The sequence below is a fragment of the Piscinibacter sp. XHJ-5 genome, from assembly GCF_029855045.1.
Taxonomy (GTDB): Bacteria; Pseudomonadota; Gammaproteobacteria; order Burkholderiales; family Burkholderiaceae_C; genus Albitalea.
Genome location: NZ_CP123228.1, coordinates 374,411 through 396,930, shown reverse-complemented (window position 1 = coordinate 396,930; position 22,520 = coordinate 374,411). Strand labels below are relative to the sequence as shown.

At 70.2% G+C, this 22,520-nt stretch carries 22 protein-coding genes; 11 read left to right on the top strand and 11 right to left on the bottom strand.

The window, feature by feature from the left end:
- Positions 1-61 precede the first annotated feature (61 nt).
- Entirely contained in the window at positions 62-955 is an 894-nt protein-coding gene (locus tag P7V53_RS01905; protein WP_280153791.1) for a c-type cytochrome, read from the bottom strand.
- A 21-nt stretch (positions 956-976) separates the two neighbouring features.
- Between P7V53_RS01905 and P7V53_RS01900 the strand changes: the two genes are divergently transcribed.
- From P7V53_RS01900 to P7V53_RS01885, 4 genes are read left to right on the top strand one after another with little or no spacing between them, the layout of a single operon-like run.
- Positions 977-1,396, top strand: coding sequence for a c-type cytochrome (locus P7V53_RS01900; protein WP_280153790.1), 420 nt, complete (start codon positions 977-979; stop codon positions 1,394-1,396).
- On the top strand, positions 1,393-2,334 hold the full coding sequence (locus tag P7V53_RS01895) for a c-type cytochrome (RefSeq protein WP_280153789.1): 942 nt from the start codon (positions 1,393-1,395) through the stop codon (positions 2,332-2,334). The genes P7V53_RS01900 and P7V53_RS01895 overlap by 4 nt, the downstream gene beginning before the upstream one ends.
- Positions 2,335-2,341: 7 nt before the next feature.
- Positions 2,342-4,873 carry a cbb3-type cytochrome c oxidase subunit I gene (locus P7V53_RS01890; protein WP_280153788.1) on the top strand — a complete coding sequence of 844 codons (2,532 nt, stop codon included), beginning with the start codon at positions 2,342-2,344 and terminating at the stop codon, positions 4,871-4,873.
- Positions 4,873-5,193 (top strand): hypothetical protein, encoded by a 321-nt coding sequence (locus P7V53_RS01885; protein WP_280153787.1) that lies wholly within the window; start codon positions 4,873-4,875, stop codon positions 5,191-5,193. The genes P7V53_RS01890 and P7V53_RS01885 overlap by 1 nt, the downstream gene beginning before the upstream one ends.
- 7 nt (positions 5,194-5,200) lie before the next feature.
- On the opposite strand, the gene rpe is transcribed toward P7V53_RS01885, so the two are convergent.
- The gene (gene rpe, locus P7V53_RS01880; protein ID WP_280153786.1) at positions 5,201-5,884 is read right to left on the bottom strand and encodes a ribulose-phosphate 3-epimerase; all 684 of its coding nucleotides are present in this window, start codon (positions 5,882-5,884) and stop codon (positions 5,201-5,203) included.
- A 45-nt stretch (positions 5,885-5,929) separates the two neighbouring features.
- Between rpe and apaG the strand changes: the two genes are divergently transcribed.
- The 3 genes from apaG to P7V53_RS01865 all read left to right on the top strand — a co-directional run bounded on the left by apaG (position 5,930) and on the right by P7V53_RS01865 (position 8,400).
- Positions 5,930-6,304 (top strand): Co2+/Mg2+ efflux protein ApaG, encoded by a 375-nt coding sequence (apaG, locus tag P7V53_RS01875; protein WP_280153785.1) that lies wholly within the window; start codon positions 5,930-5,932, stop codon positions 6,302-6,304.
- A gap of 128 nt (positions 6,305-6,432) precedes the next feature.
- Complete coding sequence (locus P7V53_RS01870; RefSeq protein ID WP_280153784.1) at positions 6,433-7,599, top strand: MltA domain-containing protein; 1,167 nt, start codon at positions 6,433-6,435, stop codon at positions 7,597-7,599.
- A 15-nt stretch (positions 7,600-7,614) separates the two neighbouring features.
- Positions 7,615-8,400 carry a class I SAM-dependent methyltransferase gene (locus tag P7V53_RS01865; protein ID WP_280153782.1) on the top strand — a complete coding sequence of 262 codons (786 nt, stop codon included), beginning with the start codon at positions 7,615-7,617 and terminating at the stop codon, positions 8,398-8,400.
- 12 nt (positions 8,401-8,412) lie between these two features.
- Here the strand turns inward: P7V53_RS01865 and cynS are convergent, their stop codons facing one another.
- The 4 genes from cynS to P7V53_RS01845 form a co-directional block, all read right to left on the bottom strand.
- Positions 8,413-8,856 (bottom strand): cyanase, encoded by a 444-nt coding sequence (gene cynS, locus P7V53_RS01860; RefSeq protein WP_280153780.1) that lies wholly within the window; start codon positions 8,854-8,856, stop codon positions 8,413-8,415.
- A gap of 112 nt (positions 8,857-8,968) precedes the next feature.
- Positions 8,969-10,261: an Nramp family divalent metal transporter gene (locus P7V53_RS01855; protein WP_280153779.1), complete on the bottom strand. Its 1,293-nt coding sequence runs from the start codon at positions 10,259-10,261 to the stop codon at positions 8,969-8,971.
- Between the two features lie 38 nt (positions 10,262-10,299).
- Positions 10,300-11,385, bottom strand: a complete 1,086-nt coding sequence (locus P7V53_RS01850) for a diguanylate cyclase (RefSeq protein ID WP_280153778.1) — start codon at positions 11,383-11,385, stop codon at positions 10,300-10,302.
- 1 nt (position 11,386) lies between these two features.
- Positions 11,387-11,923: an Lrp/AsnC family transcriptional regulator gene (locus P7V53_RS01845; protein WP_280153777.1), complete on the bottom strand. Its 537-nt coding sequence runs from the start codon at positions 11,921-11,923 to the stop codon at positions 11,387-11,389.
- Positions 11,924-12,050: 127 nt separating this feature from the next.
- On the opposite strand from P7V53_RS01845, the gene P7V53_RS01840 reads away from it, so the two are divergent.
- A complete protein-coding gene (locus tag P7V53_RS01840) occupies positions 12,051-15,614 on the top strand; it encodes an indolepyruvate ferredoxin oxidoreductase family protein (RefSeq protein WP_280153776.1) in 3,564 nt (1,187 codons plus the stop codon).
- 10 nt (positions 15,615-15,624) lie between these two features.
- On the opposite strand, the gene P7V53_RS01835 is transcribed toward P7V53_RS01840, so the two are convergent.
- The 3 genes from P7V53_RS01835 to hutH are packed head-to-tail and all read right to left on the bottom strand — an operon-like array spanning position 15,625 to position 18,458.
- Positions 15,625-15,972: a RidA family protein gene (locus tag P7V53_RS01835; protein WP_280153775.1), complete on the bottom strand. Its 348-nt coding sequence runs from the start codon at positions 15,970-15,972 to the stop codon at positions 15,625-15,627.
- A gap of 10 nt (positions 15,973-15,982) precedes the next feature.
- The gene (locus P7V53_RS01830; protein WP_280153774.1) at positions 15,983-16,957 is read right to left on the bottom strand and encodes an ornithine cyclodeaminase family protein; all 975 of its coding nucleotides are present in this window, start codon (positions 16,955-16,957) and stop codon (positions 15,983-15,985) included.
- A 4-nt stretch (positions 16,958-16,961) separates the two neighbouring features.
- Positions 16,962-18,458, bottom strand: coding sequence for a histidine ammonia-lyase (gene hutH, locus P7V53_RS01825; RefSeq protein WP_280153773.1), 1,497 nt, complete (start codon positions 18,456-18,458; stop codon positions 16,962-16,964).
- 62 nt (positions 18,459-18,520) lie between these two features.
- Between hutH and hutC the strand changes: the two genes are divergently transcribed.
- From hutC to P7V53_RS01810, 3 genes are read left to right on the top strand one after another with little or no spacing between them, the layout of a single operon-like run.
- The gene (hutC, locus tag P7V53_RS01820) at positions 18,521-19,261 is read left to right on the top strand and encodes a histidine utilization repressor (RefSeq protein WP_280153772.1); all 741 of its coding nucleotides are present in this window, start codon (positions 18,521-18,523) and stop codon (positions 19,259-19,261) included.
- Between the two features lie 10 nt (positions 19,262-19,271).
- On the top strand, positions 19,272-20,024 hold the full coding sequence (locus P7V53_RS01815) for a UPF0149 family protein (protein WP_280153771.1): 753 nt from the start codon (positions 19,272-19,274) through the stop codon (positions 20,022-20,024).
- A 17-nt stretch (positions 20,025-20,041) separates the two neighbouring features.
- Positions 20,042-20,812, top strand: coding sequence for a metallophosphoesterase (locus P7V53_RS01810; protein WP_280153770.1), 771 nt, complete (start codon positions 20,042-20,044; stop codon positions 20,810-20,812).
- 9 nt (positions 20,813-20,821) lie between these two features.
- Here P7V53_RS01810 and P7V53_RS01805 read toward each other — a convergent pair whose 3' ends face one another.
- A complete protein-coding gene (locus P7V53_RS01805; RefSeq protein ID WP_280153769.1) occupies positions 20,822-21,022 on the bottom strand; it encodes a hypothetical protein in 201 nt (66 codons plus the stop codon).
- Positions 21,023-21,491: 469 nt separating this feature from the next.
- On the bottom strand, positions 21,492-22,469 hold the full coding sequence (locus tag P7V53_RS01800) for a LysR family transcriptional regulator ArgP (RefSeq protein ID WP_280153768.1): 978 nt from the start codon (positions 22,467-22,469) through the stop codon (positions 21,492-21,494).
- Between the last annotated feature and the right edge of the window lie 51 nt (positions 22,470-22,520).

Genomic DNA, 22,520 nt, shown 5'->3' with positions numbered 1-22,520 from the left:
AGGACGAGTGTAGGTTCCCGTCCCGGATGCTGGAAGAACTTGCCGCAAAGCCGGGCCGCCTTCAGCGCAGCGACTCGAGGTAGGCGGCCATCTGGCGCGCATGCGCTTCGGTGACGCCCATGTCGGGCATCGCGGTCGACGGATCCACGCTCTGCGGCGAGCGGATCCAGCGCACGAGGTTGTCGGCGTCGTTGGGCAGCTTGCCGGCAATGCGCTCGCGCCGTCCCAGTCCCGCGAGCGGCGGTCCCACATGCGTTTGCGCCCCCACGATGCCGGGGATCATGTGACAGGCAGGACAGGCGTACTGGCGCAGCAGCAGCTTCGCCCGCTCCTGCGCATCGCGATGCTGCAGCGGATGGGTGTCGGCGGTTTCGATGGGCCGGCAGCCCGGGCTTTCGCAGCCCTGCGACGCGCTGAGGCAGCGAGCGCCGCGCGTTGCGGCCAGGGTCTCGGTGAAGGCCGCAGGCGACAGCTCCGGCAGGCGATCGAGGAAGGCGACCACCGCCCACAGATCGGCGTCGGGCAGGCGGGTCTCCCAGGCCGGCATGCCGCTCATCTTGATGCCATGCCGCACGATCCAGTACAGCTCGCGCGGCCGCCACTGGCGCACCGCGCCCGCGAGCGGATCCGGCAGCGGCTGCAGCCCCTTGGCGATGTCGCCGTGCGGCACGCCGGGGCCGCCATGGCATTGCAGGCAGTGGTCGCGGTAGCAGGCGGCGCCACGCTCGACCGTCGCGGCATCGCCGAGCGGCGGCGTCACGATGTCGGCCGCACGCACCTTGACCGAGCGGCGCATCGTGGCCTCGAGCAGCGCATGGACCGGCGGCGTGTGCGGCTCGGTCGCCGAGATGTCGTAGAAGCCGCCGGCGATGAACACGGCCATGCCTGCGAGCGCCAGCAGCGCGGCGATCAGCAGCGTCGCGAGCACGGTCTTCATGCGGACCGAGCCGGGCATGTTTCTTGATCCCAAGTCACCATGACTCGCCTGCGCGCGTCCGCCTGTTTTCGCCCAGCACGCGGCGTGCCCACGCTTGCGGCGGCCCTTGCCGTGATGGTCACCGTGGCCGGCTGCCAGCCGGCGTCGCCGCCCGACGCGCGCTTCACCACGGTGCCCCAGGGCGATCGTGATCGCGGCCGCGACCTCATGGCGCAGTACCAGTGCGGCCGGTGCCACACCATCCCGGACGTCCCTGCCGCCGAAGGCCGCATCGGGCCCTCGCTTGCGCAGTTCGCGCGCCGCAGCTACATCGCGGGCCAGCTGCCCAATGGCCCGCAGGCGCTGCAACGCTGGCTGCAGGACCCGGCGGCGGCCGTGCCCGGCACGACGATGCCCAAGCTCGGCGTGTCGCCCGGCGATGCGCGCGACATCGCCGCCTATCTCCTGTCCTTGCGATGAGCGCCGCGTCGGTCGTCGAGCCGCCGTCGGTGCTGTCGCCCGCCGGCGTGCAGGCCGATGCACTCGCCGAGGTCAGCTGGGTGCTGATCGTCGGCGCATCGGTGATCTTCGTGCTGACGATGGCGCTCGTCGCGGCGAGCTTCGCCCGACGCAAGCCCGCCATCCCGACCGCGTGGTGGGTGCTGGGGGGCGGCATCGCGCTTCCGGTGGTCGTGCTGAGCGCGCTGCTGCTCTACAGCACCTGGCGCACGCGCGGACTGGACGAGGCCCCGGTGGACGCGCCCCTGGTCATCGCCGTCACCGGGCACCTGTGGTGGTGGGAGGTCCACTACCGCGATCCTGTCAGCGGGCGCGAGATCGCCCTCGCCAACGAGCTGCGCCTGCCGGTCGGGCGCGCGGCGCGGCTCGCACTGACGTCGGCCGACGTGATCCACAGCGTGTGGGTCCCGACGCTGGGCGGCAAGATGGACCTGGTGCCGGGCCGCACGAACAGGCTGATGATCACCGCCAGCCGCGCCGGCGTGCAGCGCGGGGAGTGCGCCGAGTTCTGCGGCGAGCAGCACTCCCGCATGGCGCTGCACGTCATCGCGCTCCCGCCGGCCGAATTCGACGCCTGGCTCGCGCGCGAAGCGCGGCCCGCCGCCGCACCGCGCGACGCAGCGCAGGAACGCGGCCGGCGCGCCTTCCTCGACGGCGGCTGCGCGGCCTGCCATCCGCTGCGCGGCGTGTCGGAAAGCGGCATCGGCGGCCCCGACCTCACGCACGTGGGCGGCCGGCTGTTCCTCGGCGCGGGCGTGCTGCGCAACGACGCGGGCGCCCTGGCGCGCTGGATTGCCGACGTGCAACAGCTCAAGCCCGGCGCGCGCATGCCGTCTTTCGGCCACCTCGACGCGCCCACGCGGGCCGCGCTGGCGGACTACCTGGGGCAGTTGCAGTGACACGCCGATGAGCACCGGTGCCGCACCCGAGCGCCGCCTGCCGAATCCGCTGCCGCGACCCGGCATCGAGCTGCAGCGGCTGCGCGAGGCCTGGCGACGTCCGCGCGGCTGGCGGCGGCTGGGCGCGGTCGACAACACGAGCATCGGCCTGCTGTACATCGGCACGGCGCTGCTGTTCCTGCTGCTGGCCGGCGCGCTCGGACTGCTGATGCGCGCCCAGCTCGCGGTGCCGGGCAGCACGCTGCTGTCGGCGGCCACCTACAACCAGGTGTTCACGATGCACGGCACGGTGATGATGTTCCTCTTCGCCGTGCCGGTCGTCGAAGCGATCGCGGTCTATGTGCTGCCCAACATGCTGGGCGCACGCGACCTGCCGTTCCCGCGCCTGTCGGCCTATGCGTACTGGGCGTACGCGATCGGCGGGCTGGCGTTCTTCTGCACCCTGTTCGTCGGGCTCGCGCCGGACGGTGGATGGTTCATGTACCCGCCGCTCACCGGTCGCGTGCACTCGCCCGGACTCAACACCGACTTCTGGCTGCTGGGCATCGGCTTCATCGAGATCTCCGCGATCGCGGGCGCGATCGAGCTGATCCTCGGCATCCTGATGACGCGCGCGCCGGGAATGAGCCTCGGCCGCATGCCGGTGTATGCCTGGGCGATGCTGATCGTCGGCGCGATGATCGTGTTCGCCTTCCCCGCCGTCATCGCCGGCACCGCGCTGCTCGAGGTGGAGCGCGCCTTCGACTGGCCCATCTTCGACGCCGCGCGAGGCGGCGATCCGCTGCTGTGGCAGCACCTGTTCTGGTTCTTCGGCCACCCCGAGGTCTACATCATCTTCCTGCCCGCCGCCGGCATGGTGTCGGCCATCGTTCCGGCGCTCACCGGCACGCCGCTGGCGGGCCATCGTGCCATCGTCGCGGCACTGCTGGCCGTCGGCTTCTTCAGCTTCGCGCTGTGGGCGCACCACATGTTCACCGCGGGCCTCGGCAGCCTGTCGATGAGCTTCGTCTCGGCAGCGAGCCTGGCGGTCGCGGTGCCCGCCGCGATGCAGGTGTTCGCCTGGATCGCCACGCTGTGGCGCGGCACCATCGTGCTGCACACGCCCATGCTGTTCGTGCTGGGCTTCCTGTTCACCTTCGTGCTGGGCGGCCTCACCGGCGTGATGGTCGCCGTGCTGCCCTTCGACTGGCAGGCGCACGACAGCTATTTCGTCGTCGGCCACCTGCACTACGTGCTGATCGGCGGCACGCTGTTCCCGGTGCTCGCGGCGCTGTGCTACTGGCTCCCGCTGGTCAACGGACGCCGCGTCGACGAACGCCGCGGACGCTGGTCCTTCGCGCTGATCTTCGGCGGGTTTCATCTCGCGTTCTTTCCGATGCACATCGCCGGCTTGCTGGGCATGCCGCGACGCGTGGCCAGCTACGAGGCCGGGCTCGGGTGGGAGTGGCCCAACCTGCTGTCGTCGATCGGCGCGGCGGTGCTCGGCGCGGGCATGGCGCTGTTCACCTGGTCGCTCGTCCAGAGCCTGCGTCGCCCACGGCAGCCGCACGGCAACCCGTGGCGTGCGCCGACGCTCGAATGGCTGCCGACCGAAGCGCACGGGCTGCGCAGCATTCCCGATGTCGACGGGCGCGATCCGCTGTGGCGCCACCCATCGCTGGGCGACGAGCTGACCGAGGGCCGGCACTGGCTGCCCGGCACTGCGACCGGCGGCCGCGAGACGCTGGTGACCACGCCGCGGGCGGCACTGCCGCATCACGTCGCCGTGCTGCCGGGCGACAGCTTGCTGCCGCTGGTCGCGGGCATCGGCACCGCGGGCTTCTTCCTGCTGTTGACCGTGAAGTGGGTGGCGCTCGCGACGGCCTTCGGCGCCGTTGCGGTCGGCTCGACCATCGCGTGGCTGTGGCAGTCGGACCGCAGCCCCGGCGTGGCCGTCGCGGACGTGGCCGCGGGCGTGCGGCTGCCGGTGGGCGGGGCAGGACGGCAAGCGCCGTCGTGGTGGGCCACGGTGATCTTCCTGGTCGTCGATGCGACCGTGCTGGCCTCGATCGCCTTCTCGCATCTGCATGTGGCGCTGCGCGCCGATGTCTGTCCGCCGGCGTCGGCGGCGCTGCCCTCGTGGTCGGCCGTGACAGCGTCGAGCGCGGCCGGCGTGGCCAGTGCCGTGCTGCTGTGGTGGAGCGGACGGCGCCTCGAAGGCGGCGCACTGGCGCGCCGCCATTGCGTGCCGCTGCTGCTCGCGACGGCGCTGGCGCTCGTCGCCTTCGGCATGCTGCTCGGTGCACACCGGCAGGCAGGACTGGAGCCGACGGCGCAGGCCTGGAGCGCGACGGTGGCCGCGCTGCTGGCCTACCACGGGTGGCAGGTCGCCCTGCTGCCGCTGGTCGCGGGCTATCTCGGCGCGCGCATCTGGCAAGGCCTGGTGACGCCGCGCCAGCGCGCGACCTTCGACAACGTGCTGCTGCTGTGGACCTACGCCTGCGCGCAGGGCGTCATCGTCGCCGTGTGGCCCCACGCCGTCGCGGGGTGGCTGTCGTGATGCGCTCGCCGCTTCTGCGCGGGGTGCTGCGCGGCTCGTCGCCGCTGTGGCTGTGGGCCGGCCAGTTCGCCTTCTGCTATGGGTGGGTGGCGGCCGCCTGCCATGCGGGCCTGAGCGGGGCGTGGGTCCGTGGGCCGCTGCTGGCGGCCAGCGCGCTCGCGCTGGTCGCGCTTTCGTGGCAGCTGGTGCGCGCGTGCCGGACGCGCCGCGAGGGCTTGCTGGCCGTCGTGAGCGCGGTCAGCGCCTTGCTCGCGGCAATCGGGATCGCGTGGAGCCTGGTGCCGGTGTTCCTGTTGACGACGACGTGCCGCTTCGGCTGAAGCGGCATCAGGCCAGTTGCTCGCGCATCGCGTCGATCACACGCCGGTAGTCGTTCTGGCCGAAGATGGCGCTGCCCGCGACGAAGGTGTCGGCGCCGGCATCGGCCACCTGGCGGATGTTGTCGACCTTGATGCCGCCGTCCACCTCGAGCCGGATGTCGCGACCGCTCGCGTCGATGAGACGACGCGCCCGCTCGATCTTGCGCAGCGCCGAGGGAATGAAGCTCTGTCCGCCGAAACCCGGGTTCACGCTCATGACGAGCACCAGGTCGACCTTGTCGATGACCCACTCGAGCACATCGAGCGGCGTTGCCGGGTTGAACACCAGCCCCGCCTGGCGCCCTTCACCCCTGATGACCTGCAGCGTGCGGTCGACGTGGGCCGAGGCGTCCGGATGGAAGCTGACGAGGTCGGCCCCCGCCTTGCAGAAGGCCTGCGCCAGCGCGTCGACCGGCTGCACCATCAGGTGCACGTCGATGGGCACCGGCGTGCCATCCGCGCGCACCGAGTGCCGGCGCAGTGCCTCGCAGACCATCGGACCGAAGGTGAGATTCGGCACGTAGTGGTTGTCCATCACGTCGAAGTGGATCCAGTCGGCACCCGCGTCGATGACGCTGCGCACCTCGTCGCCGAGGCGGGCGAAGTCGGCGGACAGGATGCTGGGGGCAATGCGATAGGTCTTGGCGCTCATCACGGAATTCTAGAAGGGCACCCATCGGGTCCCTAGAATGGATCAATGGCCCAACCCCAGTTCACCGTCAGTGTCGCGGCACGTCCGCTGCCCGAGCAATCGCAACCGGACGCGGGGCAGTACGCTTTCGCCTACACCGTGACCATCGTCAACAGCGGCGAGGTGACGGGCCAGCTCATCGCCAGGCACTGGATCATCACCGACGCCAACGGCCACACCGAGGAAGTGCGTGGCCTCGCGGTGGTGGGCCACCAGCCGCTGCTGCGGCCCGGCGAGCAGTTCGAGTACACCAGCTGGACGCGCCTGGGCACACCCAACGGCACCATGCGCGGCACCTTTTTCTGCATGACCGAGGATGCGTGGCCGTTCGAGGCGCCGATCGCGGAATTCGGGCTCACGCTGGCGTCCTCGCTGCATTGATCGGCCTGGATCAGCCCTCGTCGCCGGGCTTGCGCCGCTCGCCGCCGCGGCGGCCCGAGAACATGGTCCACCAGACGATCAGCACCAGCAGTGCGAGCGCGCCCAGGGCTTCCAGCAGAATCACCCACATGATGTTGAAGTCGTTCCGACGAGCCGCGTGGACCGCGATTCTAGGAGTGCTCGCAGCGTGCTCGACGCCGCTGCCGCCATCGCCCCCGCCGGTCGTCGACAAGTCGCCCGCGCCGGCGACGTCACCTGCTGCCGCGCCTGCCGGTCCTCGCGATGCCGCGACGCTGACGCGCCCGCGTTCGCGCTGGATCGCCGTCGACTGGCTCGACCTGCCCGGCTGGTATGACGACCGCACTGCCGAGCTGTGGCCCGCGCTCCTGCGCAGCTGCGACAAGCCGGCGCCCGAATGGACGCGGCTGTGCGCGCAGGCCCGCAGCGCGGCGCCGGCCTCGGATGCCGCCGCGCGCGAGTGGCTGCAGCAGCACCTGCAGCCGTGGCGCGTGGAGTCGCTCGACAACGGCGCCGAGGGACTCGTCACCGGCTACTTCGAGCCTTTGGTGGAGGCCAGCCGCACGCCGCGTGGGAGCTATCGCGTTCCGCTGCACCAGCCGCCTGCCGACCTGGCCGCGCGCAAGCCCTACTGGACGCGCGAGCAGCTCGACACCCTGCCCGCGGCGAAGGCCGGTCTGCGCGGGCGCGAGCTGGCCTTCGTCACCGACCCGATGGACGTGCTGATCCTGCAGATCCAGGGTTCCGGACGGCTGCAGCTCACCGAGTCCGACGGCAGCCGCAAGCTCGTGCGCATGGCCTTCGCCGGCCACAACGAGCAGCCGTACAAGTCGGTCGGCAAATGGCTGATCGAGCAGGGCGAGCTGGCGACCGACCAGGCATCGTGGCCGGCGATCAAGGGCTGGGCGCGCAAGAACCCGCGGCGCGTCCAGGAGCTGCTGTGGAGCAATCCGCGCGTCGTGTTCTTCCGCGAGGAGCCGCTGCCCGATCCGGCGCTCGGGCCGCGCGGCGCGCAAGGCGTGCCGCTGACCCCCGGCCGCTCGATCGCCGTCGACCCGTTGAGCGTGCCGTACGGCACGCCCGTGTGGCTGGACACCACCGAGCCGCTGACAGCGACGCCGCTGCGCCGCGTCGTGATGGCCCAGGACACCGGCAGCGCCATCACCGGTGGCGTGCGCGCCGACTATTTCTGGGGCTGGGGCGAGCAGGCCGAGCAGCAGGCGGGCCGCATGAAGCAGCCGCTGCGCATGTGGGTCCTCTGGCCGCGCCAGCCGTAGGGCCCCGGACGCGCCATGCACGACCCGAGCGCCATCGATCCCGGTCGGCACATCGACTGGAGCCGGACGTCCGGCGACTACGCCGCGCACCGTCCCGGACCGCCGCAGCGGCTGTACGACATGCTGTCCTTGCTGGGCATCGGGCTGCCTGGCCAGCGTCTGCTCGACATCGGCACCGGCACGGGACTGGTCGCGCGCGAGTTCGCCCGCCGGGGTGCCGTCGTCGCCGGCACCGACATCGCGGCCGGGCAGATCGCAGCGGCGCAGGAGCAGGCGCAGCGCGACGGGCTGTCGATCGACTTCCAGGTGGCGCCGGCCGAGGCCTGCCCGCACCCCGACGCGAGCTTCGACGTCGTCACGGCGAGCCAATGCTGGATGTACTTCGATGTCGAGCGCACCTGCACGGAGCTCAGGCGCGTGCTGAGGCCCGGCGGCATGCTGGTGACCACGCATTTCAGCTGGCTGCCGCAAGCGGACGCGCTGGCGCGCGCCAGCGAGCAGCTGGTGCTGCACTTCAACCCGGCGTGGCAGGGCGCGCACTGGGACGGCCGGGTGCCGAGCGTGCCGTCCTGGACGGTCGGGCGCGCGCAGGTGGCGGCGATGTTCTGGTTCGACGAGGCAGTGCCGTTCACGCGCGAAGCGTGGCGCGGCCGCATGCGGGCCTGCCGCGGGGTCGGCGCGACCTTGTCAGCCGACGAGGTGGAGGCGTTCGACGCCGAGCATGCGCGCCTGCTCGAGCGCATCGCGCCGCCGCGGTTCACGGTGTGGCATCGCGTCGATGCGCACCTGATCCGCCTGTGAGGCGCGTCGGTGTCAGTAGGTCTTGTACGGCAGGAACTTGCCGCTCATGACGATGTTCACGCGGTCGCCGGCGGCATGCGGCTCGCGCTTGAGGTCCATCCTGAAATCGATCGCGCTCATGATGCCGTCGCCGAATTCCTCGTGGATCAGCTCCTTGAACGTGGTGCCGTACACGCTGACGAGCTCGTGGAAGCGGTAGATCAGCGGATCGCTGGGCACCGCCGTCGGCAGCGAGCCCTTGTACGGCACGACCATCAACCACTTCTGCTCGGCGTCCGTGAGGCCGAAGATCTCGCCGACGACCTGGGCCTGCTCGGCCGTCAGCGTCATCTGGCCGAGGCACGCGGCGGTCGTCCATTCCTTGCTCAGCCCGACCTTGCGGGCCACGTCGGCCCACTTGAGGCCCTTGGCGACCTTGGTCGCGACGATCTTCTCGGTGACTTCGAGACGGCTCATGACGGTGGCTCCTCGCCGGTGGAAAGCGTGATGAAGACGCGGCCGCGAGCCGAGCACTCGTTCGGTGCACCTGCCGGGCCGGACTCGCCGGTGCAAGCGCCATGCCACGCGCTCAGCCCATCATGTCGCGCCCCATCATCACCACCGCCGCCGCCATCACGCCGACCGCGCCCCAGCCGAGCACTCGCGTGTGCCGCCGCACCACCAGCGGTCCCATCACTTCCGGATTGGCGGCCAGCAGCATCATCGCGGCCATGATGGGCACGGCGACCACGCCGTTGATCACCGCCGCCCACACCAGAGCCTTCATCGGGTTGATCGGCGTGAAGCCCAGCAGCGTGCCGACCAGGGTGGCGACGATCACGATCCCATAGAAGCCGCGCGCCTCGCGCCAATGCCGCTCCAGCCCCTCGGGCCAGCCGAAGGCCTCGGCCACGGCGTACGCGGCCGACGACGCGAGCACCGGAACGGCCAGCATGCCGGTGGCGATGATGCCGACGGCGAACAGCGAGAACGCCAGGTCCCCCGCGAGCGGGCGCAGCGCCTGGGCGGCCTGCGCCGCGGTCGCGACGTCGGTCTGTCCGCCCGCATGCAGCACGACCGCGCCCATCAGCATCACGAAGAAGGCGATCGTGTTCGAGAACAGCATGCCGATCACGGTGTCGATGCGCATCCGCTGGATCGCGCGGTAGATGTGGCGCAGCTTCTCGCGCCTGGGGCGGATGCCCTGCTGCTGCATCTCCTCGACCTCCTGCGACGCCTGCCAGAAGAAGAGGTACGGCGAGATGGTGGTGCCGAAGATGGCCACCAGCGTCATCCAGAACGCGGACGTCGGCACGATCTGCGGCACCACCAGGTCGTGCAGCACCTGGCCCCAGGGAATGCGGATCGTGAACGCCGCGCCGACGTAGACGAACAGGCTCAAGGTCAGCCACTTCAGGATGGGCGCGAGCCGCCGGTACGGCACGAACACCTGCAGCAGCACGGTCGCCACGCCGAACAGCAGCGCATGGACCTGCGGCGCGCCGCCGATCACCAGCTCGAGCCCGGCGCCCATCGCCGCGATGTCGGCGGCGATGTTGATGGTGTTGGCGATGAGCAGCAGCGCGACGATGGCGTAGACGAAGCCGCGCGGTGCCTGCGTCTTGAGGTTGGCGACGATGCCCTTGCCCGATTGACGTCCGATGCGCGCGCTGACGAGCTGGATCGCGATCATGAACGGCATCGTGAGGAACACCGTCCACAGCACGCCTGTGCCGAACTGCGCGCCGGCCTGGGTATAGGTCGCGATGCCGGACGGATCGTCGTCAGCGGCGCCGGTCACGATGCCCGGGCCGACCTTGCGAAGGAAGGACGGCACGCCCGAGCGAGGCTTTTCTTCGGCGGTGTGCTGTGCGGTGTCCATGAATGGGCTGCGCACCACTGGCAAACGACATGCCCGAGCTACATCAGCACCACGCGGTTGCGTCCCTGGGCCTTGGCCGCATACACCGCCTGGTCGGCGCGCGCGATGGTGTCGGCGAGCGGCTCGCCGGCGCGGTGCTCGGCCAGCCCCGCCGACAGCGTGAGCTGCAGAGAAGAGGCGCCGACCGCCGGATGCAACGCCGCGACGCGCTCGCGCAGCCGCTCGACCCCCTGCCGGGCCAGCCAGCCCCGGGTGTCGGTCATCAGCAGCAGGAACTCCTCGCCGCCCCATCGGCCCAGCACGTCCGACACGCGAATGACCGCACGAGCCTCGGCGGCGAAGGCGCGCAGCACGGCGTCACCGGCCGCATGGCCCAGCGTGTCGTTGATGTGCTTGAAGTGATCCAGGTCGACCATCACGACGCAGAACGGATGGCCCGAGCGCACGCAGCGCTGGTGCTCGAGCTGCAGCACCTCCTGCATGGAGCGACGGTTGATGAGGCCGGTGAGCTCGTCGCGCGTGGCGAGGTCCTGGATGCGCTCCAGCGCCTTGACGAGCTCCGCCTTCTGCGAGCGCAGCCGCTGGCGCAGCCGGCTGAGCTGGCCCGCCAGCGTCCCGACCGCGAGCAGCATCACCGACAGCACGAAGAAGTGCACGACCTCGATGCGCGGCGCGTAGACCGCGGGGTCGCGCAGCGCCATCGTCGTCATGGTCGCGCCGAACAGCGCGATGGCCAGCCAGGCCAGGCGCTGCACCGTGCGCGGCCGCAGCGAATACATGCCGAACATCAGCACCACGATCGGCGTGGGGAACACCGCGCCGCGGCCCGGGCCGACGATCGCGTACGCCCACACGCTGCTCAGCAACGCGACGACCATCTGCGCCACCGTGAGCGAGGGGTCGGCGAAACGCCGGTTCAAGCCGCTGCGGATCAGGGCGAAGAACCCGATGAAGCTGCCCAGCGTCAGCAAGGTCCACCACAGCGCCTGCGCCCGCGGCGTGACGCCGGCCCACGCCAGGTAGAGGACCCCGGCCGCGCTCGCGCCCATCAGCAGCATCGCGATCGAGGTCCGCAGGAGGCGGATGCGCTGGCGCGGCTCTTGGCCGAGCAGGCGGTCCAGCATGTCAGCCCGCCCGCAGGTGGCCCAGCGGCAGCGCGCCGCCGCTCTTCACTTCGCCGAGCGAGAAGCTGGTGTGCAGGTCCTTCACGTTGGGCAGGTTCAGCAGCGTCTCCAGCGACAGGCGGGAGAACGCGTCGAGGTCGGTCGTCATCACCTGCAGCTCGAAGGTCCCCGATCCCGAGATGTAGTGGCACGAGATCACCTCGGGGATGGTGCGGATCGCGTCTTCCAGCGCGCGCGTGTCGGCGGCGGTGTTGCGCATCGCATCGACGCGCACGAACGCGAGCACGCCCAGGCCGATGCGGCGGCGATCGATCTCCGCGCGGTAGCCGGTGATGTAGCGCTGCTCCTCCAGCCACTTGACGCGCCGCCAGGTGGGCGCCGCCGAGAGCCCGATGCGCGACGCGAGCTCGGTGTTGGACAGCCGCGCGTCGGCCTGCAGCTCGCGCAGGATCGCGATGTCGTAGCGGTCCAGCGTTGCGCCGTGCGGCTCCGCCGTGTCGGCCGGCTCGCTCCTGGCCAGGGTTGGTTTTGGCTTCATTCTTCCGATCTGCCGTTCTTCACAGCAAGATTATTGCTGAAGACCCGGCATATCAGGCACAGAAAGAAAAGACTTCTAGGGCACGCCATCCTAAACTTGTCGCCTTCGCTACGAGGAGCCTCCGCCCATGAATGCACCGCTGCCCGAGTCGATCCGCAGGGCGCTCGAGACCGTCTCGCTGGACGACAAGTACAGCCTGGAGAACGGCCGCGCCTTCATGAGCGGCGTGCAGGCGCTGGTGCGCCTGCCCATGCTGCAGCGCAAGCGCGACGCGTTCGCCGGCCTCAACACCGCGGGCTTCATCAGCGGCTACCGCGGCTCGCCGCTGGGCACCTACGACCAGGCGCTCTGGGCGGCGAAGAAGCACCTGGCGGCGCAGAACATCGTCTTCCAGCCCGGGGTCAACGAAGAGCTCGGCGCCACCGCCATCTGGGGCACGCAGCAGCTCGACCTCTATCCGCAGAGCAGGAAGTTCGACGGCGTCTTCGGCATCTGGTACGGCAAGGGCCCGGGCGTGGACCGCTGCTCCGACGTCTTCAAGCACGCCAACATGGCAGGCACGGCCCGGCACGGCGGCGTCATCGCGATCGCCGGCGACGACCACATCGCCAAGAGTTCCACCGCGGCGCACCAGAGCGACCACATCTTCAAGGCCTGCGGACTGCCGGTGTTCTTCCCGTCGTCGGTGCAGGACATCCTCGACATGGGCCTGCACGCGTTCGCGCTGAGCCGCTTCGCCGGCGTGTGGTCGGGCATGAAGACGATCCAGGAGATCGTCGAATCCGCCAGCAGCGTCTTCGTTGACCCGGACCGCGTCGACATCGTCCTGCCCGAGGACTTCCAGATGCCGCCCGGCGGCCTGCACATCCGCTGGCCCGACCCGCCGCTGGAGCAGGAAGCGCGGCTGATGGACTACAAGTGGTACGCGGCCCTCGCCTACGTGCGCGCCAACAAGCTCAATCACAACGTCATCAGCGGCCCGAACGACCGCTTCGGCCTCATCGCCAGCGGCAAGGCCTACAACGACACGCGACAGGCGCTGCACGACCTCGGCCTGGACGATGACAGCTGCCGGCGCCTGGGCATCCGGCTGCACAAGGTCAACGTCGTGTGGCCGCTCGAGGCCACCATCACGCGCGACTTCGCGCTCGGGCTGCAGGAGATCCTGGTCGTCGAGGAGAAGCGCCAGGTCATCGAGTACCAGCTCAAGGAAGAGCTCTACAACTGGCGCCCCGACGTGCGGCCCACGGTGCTCGGCAAGTTCGACGAGAGCGACGGCGACAGCTCGGGCGGCGAGTGGTCGCATGCGAATCCGGGCCGTCACTGGCTGCTGCGCGCGCAAGCCGATCTCACGCCTTCGCTCATCGCCAAGGCGATCGCCAAGCGGCTGAAGAAGCTCGGGGTCGACGCCGACACGGCCGCGCGCATGGATGCGCGCATCGCGATCATCGAAGCCAAGGAGCGCAGCCTGCAGGCGCTCGAAGTCTCCAGCGGAGACCGCACGCCGTGGTTCTGCAGCGGCTGCCCGCACAACACGAGCACCCGCGTGCCCGAAGGCTCGCGCGCGGTGGCCGGCATCGGCTGCCACTACATGGTGGTGTGGATGGACCGGTCCACGTCGACCTTCACGCAGATGGGCGGCGAAGGAGTTCCCTGGGTCGGCCAGGCGCCGTTCACGACCGACCGGCACATCTTCGCGAACCTGGGCGACGGCACCTATTTCCACAGCGGCCTGCTCGCCATCCGGCAAAGCATCGCGGCCGGCGTCAACATCACCTACAAGATCCTCTACAACGACGCGGTCGCGATGACCGGCGGGCAGCAGGTGGGCGAGCGGCCCGAGGGTCATTCGGTGCTGCAGATCATGCAGAGCCTGAAGGCCGAAGGCGTCTCCCGGCTTTGCATCGTGACCGACGAGCCGGCCAAGTACCAGGGCGTCGACCTGCTGGCCGGCGTGACGGTGCACCACCGCGACGAGCTCGACCGCATCCAGCGCGAGTACCGCGAGCTCCAGGGCACCACGGCCATCATCTACGACCAGACCTGCGCCACCGAGAAGCGCCGCCGCCGCAAGCGCGGGACCCTGGTCGAGCCGAGCAAGCGCGTGGTCATCAACGAGCTGGTGTGCGAAGGCTGCGGCGACTGCTCGGTCAAGAGCAACTGCCTGTCGGTCGAGCCGGTGGAGACCGAGTTCGGCCGCAAGCGGCGCATCAACCAGAACAGCTGCAACAAGGACTACTCCTGCGTCAACGGCTTCTGCCCGAGCTTCGTCACCGTCGAGGGCGGCGCGCTCAAGAGCGCAAGGAAGGGCGCGAAGACGCGGCCCGATCCGTTCGCGCTGCCGGCCATCCCGGAGCCGTCGCTGCCGCTGGCCGAGACCGCCTGGGGCATCGTCGTGGCCGGCGTCGGCGGCACGGGGGTCATCACGATCGGACAGCTGCTCGGCATGGCGGCGCACATCGAGGGCAAGGGCATCGTCACGCAGGATGCCGCGGGCCTGGCGCAAAAGGGCGGCGCGACGTGGAGCCACATCCAGATCGCCAACCGCATGGAGGCGATCCACACGACCAAGGTCGGCACGGCTGAAGCCGATGTCGTGATCGGCTGCGATCCCATCGTCGCGGCGAACAAGAGCAGCCTGGCGACGATGCGCGAAGGCCGCACCTTCGTCGCGCTGAACACCCACGGCTCGCCGACGGCCGCCTTCGTCGGCAACCCGAACTGGCAGTTCCCGGCCGGCCACTGCGAGAGCGCAATCGCGGCGGCCGCCGGCGCGGCCAACATCGGCGCGCTCGATGCCGACCAGATCGCGGTGGAGCTGATCGGCGATTCGCTGTACGCCAATCCGCTGATGCTCGGCTACGCCTGGCAGAAGGGCCGCATCCCGCTCACGCACGCGGCGCTGATCCGCGCCATCGAGCTCAACGGCGTGCAGGTCGAGAACAACAAGGCCGCCTTCGAATGGGGCCGCCGCGCCGCGCACGACCTGGCGTCAGTGCAGGCGCTGCTCAAGCCCGCGCAGGTGGTGCAGTTCGTGCGCAAGTCGACCAACCTCGACGACCTGATCCGCCAGCGCGTGGAATTCCTCACCGGCTACCAGGACGGCGCCTATGCGACGCAGTACCGGGCCTTCGTCGACAAGGTGCGCGCCGCCGAGCAGCCGCTGCAGTCGACCAGGCTCACCGAGGCGGTGGCGCGCTACCTGTTCAAGCTGATGGCCTACAAGGACGAATACGAGGTGGCGCGGCTTCACACCGACAAGTCCTTCCTCGACAAGATCGCGTCGCAGTTCGAGGGCGACTACAAGCTCAACTACCACCTCGCGCCGCCGCTGGTGGCGAAGAAGAACGACAAGGGCGAGCTGGTCAAGCAAGCGTACGGCCCCTGGATGCTGAAGGCCTTCGGCGTGCTGGCCAAGCTGAAGGGCCTGCGCGGCACGCCCCTCGACCTGTTCGGCCGCACCGAGGAGCGCAAGATGGAGCGGGCGCTGATCGGGGAGTACCGCAACTGCATCGAGGAGCTGCTGCGCGGATTGACTGCCGCCAACCTGCCGCTCGCCATCGAGATCGCCCGCATCCCGGAGGACATCCGCGGATACGGGCATGTCAAGGAGCGGCACCTGTTGGCCGCGCGGCCCAAGTGGGACGGGTTGATGGCGCAGTGGCGCGGTGGCGCGCAGAAGGCGGCGTGAGCGGCGACGCTCACTCCACCGCTGCCGTCACCACGATCTCCACCTTCCACCCCGCGTCCGCGAGCTTCGCCTGCACCGTCGCGCGCGCCGGCGTGTATCCCGGGGTGACCCACTCGTCCCACACGGAGTTCATTCCGGGGAAATCGGCCATGTCGGCCAGGAAGATCTGCGCCATCAGGATCTGCCGCTTGTCGGCGCCGGCCTTCGCCAGCAGCGCATCGATCGCGGCCAGCACCTGGCGGGTCTGACCCGCGATGTCCTGCGTCGGATCGTCGGCGACCTGGCCGGCGAGGTACACGGTGCCGTTGTGCACCACCACTTGCGACATGCGCGGACCGATCTCGAATCGTTGAACCATGGCTCGCTCCTCAGGGGTTGGTCGCGGCATTGAAGCGCATGACGGCCAGGCTTGCCGCTGCGAGGTCTTCGAGCGCCATGCCGACCGACTTGAAGACCGTGATGTCCGTCTCGGCGCCGCGCGCCGCTGCGCCGCGGCGGCACAGCGCGGCGAGGTCGCCCGCAATGTCGTCGGCAGAGAAGGCGCCGCTGGCCACGGCCTGCACGATGTCGCCGCCCTCCCGGGGCGCGCCGTCGAGCGTGTCGCACCAGACCGAGCTCGCACGCGCGAACACACGCTCGTCGCTCTCGCGCATCGAAGGCGTGTAGGCGCCGACCAGGTCGACATGCGTCCCGGGCCGCAGCCAGTCGCCGCGCACCAGCGGCTCGGCCGACAGCGTGGCGCAGCTGACGATGTCGGCTTGCGCCACCGCCTCGGGGAGCGAAGCCGCGGCGCTCGCCTCGAGCCCTTCGGTGCGCAGCGCATGCGCCGTCGCCTCGGCCTTCTGCAGCGAGCGTCCCCAGACCAGCACGCGATCGATCGGCCGCGCGCGCGCATGGGCCAGCGGCAGATGGTGCGACAGGCGCCCGGTGCCGACCATCAGCAGGCAGCGGCTGTCGGCGCGCGACAGGCAGCGGCTGGCGAGCGCCGAAGCCGCCGCCGTGCGGCGCGCTGTCAGCTCTCCCCCGTCGAGCACGGCCAGCGGCCGGCCGGTCGCGGCATCCATCAGCACGTAAAGCGCATGGATGGACGGCAGCCCCCGCTGCGCATTGGAAGGATGGATGCTGAGCACCTTGGTGCCTATGCCGAGGCGCTCGCTCCACGCGGGCATCAGCAGCAGCATGGCGGGCGCGTCGCCGGCCTGGCCGAGCGGATAGTGCAGCCGCCGCGGCACGGTCGCGTCACCGGCGACGAACGCCTGCTCGAGGGCGTCGATGAGCTCGTCCCACGGCAACGATCGCGCCACGGCGCGGCTGTCGAGAAACAGGGGGGTGGCGTCGGCCATGGCATCAGGGCTGCGGTACGCCGGCCTCGACCAGCGCCGTCGCGGCCGCGATGTCGGGCGCCATCAGCCGATCCTCGTGCATGAACGGCACCCGCTCCCGCAAGCGCGCATGCAGGGCCTCCAAGGGCGGCGACGACACCAGCGGGCGGCGGAATTCGAGCGCCTGCGCGGCAGCGAGCCATTCGATGGCGACGATGCCGGCCGTGTTGTCCAGCATCTGGTGCAGCCGGCGCGCCGCATAGGTGGCCATCGACACGTGGTCCTCCTGGTTGGCCGAGGTCGGCAGCGAATCGACGCTGGCCGGATGTGCCAGCGACTTGTTCTCCGAGGCGAGCGCCGCGGCCGTCACCTGCGCGATCATGAAGCCCGAGTTCAGCCCGCCATGCTCGATCAGGAAGGCCGGCAGGCCCGAGATCGCCGGGTCCATCAGCATCGCGGTGCGCCGCTCCGACAGCGCGCCGATCTCGGCGATGGCCAGCGCGAGGTTGTCGGCGGCAAATGCCACCGGCTCGGCGTGGAAGTTGCCGCCCGACAGCGCTTGCAGCGTGTCGGCGAACACCAGCGGGTTGTCGGACACGCCGTTGGCTTCGATCAGCAGGATGTCTTTGGCGTGCCGCATCTGGTCGAGGCAGGCGCCCATCACCTGCGGCTGGCACCGCAGGCAGTAAGGGTCCTGCACCTTCTCGCAATGCAGGTGCGACTGGCGCAGCGGGCTGTCGTGCAGCCAGTCGCGGTAGCGTGCCGCGGCTTCTCGCTGTCCGCGCTGGCCGCGCACCGCGTGGATGCGGTCGTCGAACGGCGTGTCCGACCCCTTGGCGGCATCGACGGTCATGGCGCCCACCGCCACCGCGGCCTCGAAGATGCGCTCCAGCCGCAGTGCCGCGTGCAGCGCCAGTGCGGTGGAGCACTGCGTCCCGTTGAGCAGCGCCAGGCCTTCCTTCGGGCCGAGATCGAAGGGGCGCAGGCCGGCGCGCGCCAGCCCGTCGACCGCGGCAAGCCGACGACCTTCGACGCTGACCTCGCCGATGCCGATCAGCACGCCGGCCAGGTGCGCCAGCGGCGCCAGGTCGCCCGATGCGCCGACCGAGCCCTTCTCGGGAATCACCGGCAGCACGTCGGCGTTGAGCAGCGCGAGCAGCGCATCGATGACGTCGCCGCGAACGCCCGACACGCCGTGGGCGAGGCTCGCGGCCTTGAGCAGCAGCATGAGCCGCACCACAGGCGCGGCCAGCGGGGCACCGACGCCGGCGCTGTGCGACAGCACCAGGTTCTTCTGCAGCTGGGCAAGTTGATCGTCGGCGATGCGGGTTTGTGCGAGCTTGCCGAAGCCGGTGTTGATGCCGTAGACGGCCTCATGGCGCGACACCAGATCGCGCACCGCGCGCACGCTGGCCGCGATGGCCGGGCGCGCCGCCTCGTCCAGCACGAACGACTCGCCTCCGTCGAGCGCGCGCTGCAGCAGCGGCTGGTCGAGGCGGCCGGGCGTGACGGTCTGCGGCATGGGGGTTTTCCTCAGCAAGTGGTCTAGACAACTTTAGCATGCAGTCCCCTAGAATGCCGCCGATGAACGCCCGGCGCAAACGCACCCTGTCCTACGAGGTGGTCAAGACCTCGATCCAGCGGCGCATCGCCGAAGGCGGGTGGCAGCCGGGCGTGCGGCTTCCGTCCGAGCGCGAGCTGGTGCAGGAGTTCGGCTGCGCGCGCATGACGGTGCATCGCGCGCTGCGCGAGCTCGAAGCCGAAGGCCTGATCGAGCGGCGCCAGGGTTCCGGCTCGTATGTCGCCGAGCTGCACCCCATCTCCAACCTGCTGCAGGTGCGCGACATCCGCGAGGAGATCGCCGAGCGCGGCCATCTGCACACCACGCAGGTCTGCAGCGTCGCCAGGGAAAAGGCGAGCGCGGAGATCGCCGCCGCGATGCGGCTGCGCAAGGGCACGGCGGTGTTCCGTTGCCAGCTGGTCCATCTGGAAAACGGCGTGCCGATCCAGTACGAGGACCGCCACGTCAATGCGTCCCTGGTGCCCGACCTGCTGACGCGCGACCTGTCGCAGATCACGCCGTCGGCGGTGCTGTTCGAGAACGCGCCGCTCACCGAGGCCGAGCAGGTGATCGAGGCGGTCCTCGCCACACCGGAGCAGGCACTGCTGCTCGACGTTCTGCCCGGCAGCGCCCTGCTGATGGTGTCGAGGCGCACCGTTTCGCAGGGCGCCGTCGCCTCGATCGCACGGCTGTACCACCCGGGCACCCGCTACCGGCTGATCGGCAGCTTCTCGGTGCCGGAGGCCGCAGGCCGGCCGGCGTGACAATCGCGGGATGCACTCGCCCAAATCGCCTCCCACCCGCGACCTCACCGACGCCGAATTCGCCGAGCTCGACGAGCTGCTCGCCGCCACCCCCGAGCCGCTGGAGCCGTGCGATGCGGTGATGCTCGACGGCTTCCTCTGCGGCGTGCTGGTGCAGCCGGTGCTGCTGGCCGCGGAAACGTGGTTGCCGCACGTGTTCGATTTCGAAGGGCAGCCGTTGCCCGACGACGTCGATCCGGCCTGGCTGGAGCGCACGAAGGCGCTGATCCTGCGCCGCCACGCCGTCCTCCAGCGCGCCATGAGCGAAGACGGCTGGTTCGATCCGCTGATCCTGGAATTCGACGAGGAGCACCCGGCCGCCGCGGCCGAAGGCAGCGACGATGCGCTGGCCGGCATGAACCCGATCTCGCAGGCGCTCATGCCCTGGGTGGCCGGCTTCCAGCACGCGACGCTGTGCTTTCCCGATCTGGCCGAGATGCCCGACGACGCCGTGATGGCGGCGCTGGCGCGGCTGTACCGCCATCTGCCGGCCGAGACCGACGAGGAGCGGGAGATCGTGGCCACGCTCGACCGCGAACAGCCGCTCGCCAGCCTGGACGAGGCCATCGAGGACCTGGTGGTCGCCGTGGCCGATCTGTCCGACCTCACGCAGGACCTGCGCTACAAGGTCGACACGGTGATCCGCGACACGCCCAAGGTCGGCCGCAACGACCCCTGCCCCTGCGGCAGTGGCAAAAAGTACAAGCACTGCCACGGCAAGTGATTTGCCGGCAGCTTGTCATGCGACTGCAAATCCTGTCGGATCTCCACCTCGAAACCGAAGCCTTCGACCCGCAGCCCGCGCCGGACGCCGAGGCGCTGGTGATCGCCGGCGACATCGACAGCACCTGGGCGGGCTTCGATCGCTTTCGCGGCTGGCCGCAGCCGGTGATCTTCGTCGCCGGCAACCACGAGTTCGACGATCGCGACCTCGACGACGCCTGGCCGGCTCTGCGCGAGCGCAGCCGGGAATTGGGCTTTCAGTTGCTGGAGCGCGAGACCATCGTGCTGAGCGGCGCGGACGGGCGCCGCATCCGCTTCGTCGGCACGACGCGCTGGTGCGACTTCGGCCTGTTCGGCGACCCGCACAACGAGCGCGTGCTGCGCGCCGCTTCCTACTTCATGCACGTTCAGCACTCGATGCAGCACGGCCGCCCGTTCGATCCGCCGGCGGTTCGCGCCGAAGCGCTCGCCTGCCGCGACTGGCTGGCGCAGGCGCTGGCGGCGCCGGCCGACGGCTGGGACGCCACCGTCGCCATCACGCACTTCGGGCCGAGCCTGCGCAGCGCCGATCCGCGCTATGGCGGCCAGCCCGGCACCGCCAGCTTCTGCAACGCCGACGACGACCTGCTGCCGTTCGCACAGCTGTGGATCCATGGCCACCTGCACTGCCGGCACGACTACCGGGTGCCGCACGCCCAGGGCGAGACCCGCGTGGTGTGCAACGCTCGCGGGCATTCGCGCCGCGGGGAGGCCGACGGCTTCGACGGCGGCTTCAGCGTCGACGTGTGAGGCGTGCGGTCAGATCACGGATCGCCGGTTGAGGCGATCGGTCGCGGGTCCGGCATCACCGGGCTCGGCCGGCAGCGGTTCTTCACGCGGTGACAGGCTGGCATCGAGGCCGAAGGCCGTGCCCATGTCGGCGTAGTCGGTGTCGGGCACCGGTTCCGGCTTGCGCAGGCCCATGGAAGACCACCACGGAATGTTCGGAACCTTGTTCATGACCGACCCCTCACGACGTTCCCATCATCCCAGTGTCAACGGCATTTGGCGCGGCCGGTGAAGCGAAATGCGCCGCGCTTCGCGTGCAGTTCGTTACGAAGACGCCGAGCACGTTGCAACGGATGGCCACCGCCGGTTGCGGTTGGTTGCACTGCGCCGCCGACCCCCGCTCAATGAGCGATGGAAATCCGGCCCGGCCGGTTCTATCGTTGCAAGGCGTTGTCCGGCGCCGTCTGCCGGCCCGCGAGGGAGACACCAACAATGACGCTGACCTCGCTCCAAGCGCTCACCTGGGGCACCGTCACCGGTGCGGTCCTGAGCGCCGTGCTGCTCGCATCGGGCGAATCCGCACTTCCGGACTGGTCACGACTGAAGCGCACGGAGCCGGGCACACGCGTCAACACGGAACCCCCGTCCGTCAAGGCGAAGCAGCGCTCGGCCGCTGCGGCCCCGGCGGCGCCCAACGCCGCTAGGAACGCAGGCGCCCGCTGAGCTGGCGGCGAGCCGGCCGCCTTGCAGGGCCGGTGGCAAAGGCGCTCTTCGCGCCGTCGACGAGTGCTCCACCGATGCGGTCGAGCATGGCCACCCGCGGCGACGCCTGCGCGCCGTCGGGCGCGAGCTTCCACTGGTGCCAGAAGAGCTTGACCGCCAGCGTCACCTCGGACCGCAGCGGAACGAGCGCACCTGAATCGATCAGGCCACGCACCTGGATCTCCGGCGCGACGCCCACGCCCCAGCCCATCAGCGCCGCCCGCACGTAGGCTTCGGACGACGGCACGAAGCGTTCGCGCAGTCGCGGCCCGCGCACGCCGAAGGCACGCGACACCCACTGGTGCTGCATGTCGTCCTTGCGGTTGAAGACGAGGAAGGGCACCCGGCTGAAGCTCGCGCGGTCGAGGCCGTCCGGCCGCCCGTTCCAGTGTTCTTCGATGAAGCCCGGACTGGCCACGGCGAGGTAGCGCATCACGCCCAGCGGCACGGCACGGCAGCCGCGCAGCGCTTCACTGACGGTGCTGACGCAGCCGAGCACCGCGCCCTGACGCAGCCAGTCGTGGGTGAAGTCCTGGTCGTCGACGATGAGCTCGAGCGACAGGCCCTCATGCACCAGTGAATCGAGCGCCGGCATGACCCACGTGGCCAGGCTGTCGGCATTGACCGCGATCGTGAGCCGCTCGCCGGGCGACGGACCGACGCCGAGCTCGCGTCCCACGTCTTCGCGCATCGCCTGCATCTGGCGGGCGAAGCGCAACAGCACCTTGCCGGGCTCGGTGAGACGCAGCGGGCGCGAGCGGACGACCAGCAGCTGCCCGACCTGCGCCTCGAGCGTGCGCAGCCGCTGCGACACCGCCGACTGCGTGATCGACAGGCGCTGCGCCGCACGCTCGAAGCTGCCATCGTCGGCCAGCGCTGCCAGGCAGTCGAGGGAGGCGGTGTCGAGCGGCTTCATAAGTCGTTCTAATGTAGCGGGAGAAATATCAATGGCGCTTCATGACCGCCG

Coding starts and splice junctions, on each gene's coding strand:
- P7V53_RS01905 (WP_280153791.1), bottom strand. CDS start 955: ATGCCCGGCTCGGTCCGCATGAAGACCGTGCTCGCGACGCTGCTGATC.
- P7V53_RS01900 (WP_280153790.1), top strand. CDS start 977: ATGACTCGCCTGCGCGCGTCCGCCTGTTTTCGCCCAGCACGCGGCGTG.
- P7V53_RS01895 (WP_280153789.1), top strand. CDS start 1,393: ATGAGCGCCGCGTCGGTCGTCGAGCCGCCGTCGGTGCTGTCGCCCGCC.
- P7V53_RS01890 (WP_280153788.1), top strand. CDS start 2,342: ATGAGCACCGGTGCCGCACCCGAGCGCCGCCTGCCGAATCCGCTGCCG.
- P7V53_RS01885 (WP_280153787.1), top strand. CDS start 4,873: ATGCGCTCGCCGCTTCTGCGCGGGGTGCTGCGCGGCTCGTCGCCGCTG.
- rpe (WP_280153786.1), bottom strand. CDS start 5,884: ATGAGCGCCAAGACCTATCGCATTGCCCCCAGCATCCTGTCCGCCGAC.
- apaG (WP_280153785.1), top strand. CDS start 5,930: ATGGCCCAACCCCAGTTCACCGTCAGTGTCGCGGCACGTCCGCTGCCC.
- P7V53_RS01870 (WP_280153784.1), top strand. CDS start 6,433: ATGATGTTGAAGTCGTTCCGACGAGCCGCGTGGACCGCGATTCTAGGA.
- P7V53_RS01865 (WP_280153782.1), top strand. CDS start 7,615: ATGCACGACCCGAGCGCCATCGATCCCGGTCGGCACATCGACTGGAGC.
- cynS (WP_280153780.1), bottom strand. CDS start 8,856: ATGAGCCGTCTCGAAGTCACCGAGAAGATCGTCGCGACCAAGGTCGCC.
- P7V53_RS01855 (WP_280153779.1), bottom strand. CDS start 10,261: ATGGACACCGCACAGCACACCGCCGAAGAAAAGCCTCGCTCGGGCGTG.
- P7V53_RS01850 (WP_280153778.1), bottom strand. CDS start 11,385: ATGCTGGACCGCCTGCTCGGCCAAGAGCCGCGCCAGCGCATCCGCCTC.
- P7V53_RS01845 (WP_280153777.1), bottom strand. CDS start 11,923: ATGAAGCCAAAACCAACCCTGGCCAGGAGCGAGCCGGCCGACACGGCG.
- P7V53_RS01840 (WP_280153776.1), top strand. CDS start 12,051: ATGAATGCACCGCTGCCCGAGTCGATCCGCAGGGCGCTCGAGACCGTC.
- P7V53_RS01835 (WP_280153775.1), bottom strand. CDS start 15,972: ATGGTTCAACGATTCGAGATCGGTCCGCGCATGTCGCAAGTGGTGGTG.
- P7V53_RS01830 (WP_280153774.1), bottom strand. CDS start 16,957: ATGGCCGACGCCACCCCCCTGTTTCTCGACAGCCGCGCCGTGGCGCGA.
- hutH (WP_280153773.1), bottom strand. CDS start 18,458: ATGCCGCAGACCGTCACGCCCGGCCGCCTCGACCAGCCGCTGCTGCAG.
- hutC (WP_280153772.1), top strand. CDS start 18,521: ATGAACGCCCGGCGCAAACGCACCCTGTCCTACGAGGTGGTCAAGACC.
- P7V53_RS01815 (WP_280153771.1), top strand. CDS start 19,272: ATGCACTCGCCCAAATCGCCTCCCACCCGCGACCTCACCGACGCCGAA.
- P7V53_RS01810 (WP_280153770.1), top strand. CDS start 20,042: ATGCGACTGCAAATCCTGTCGGATCTCCACCTCGAAACCGAAGCCTTC.
- P7V53_RS01805 (WP_280153769.1), bottom strand. CDS start 21,022: ATGAACAAGGTTCCGAACATTCCGTGGTGGTCTTCCATGGGCCTGCGC.
- P7V53_RS01800 (WP_280153768.1), bottom strand. CDS start 22,469: ATGAAGCCGCTCGACACCGCCTCCCTCGACTGCCTGGCAGCGCTGGCC.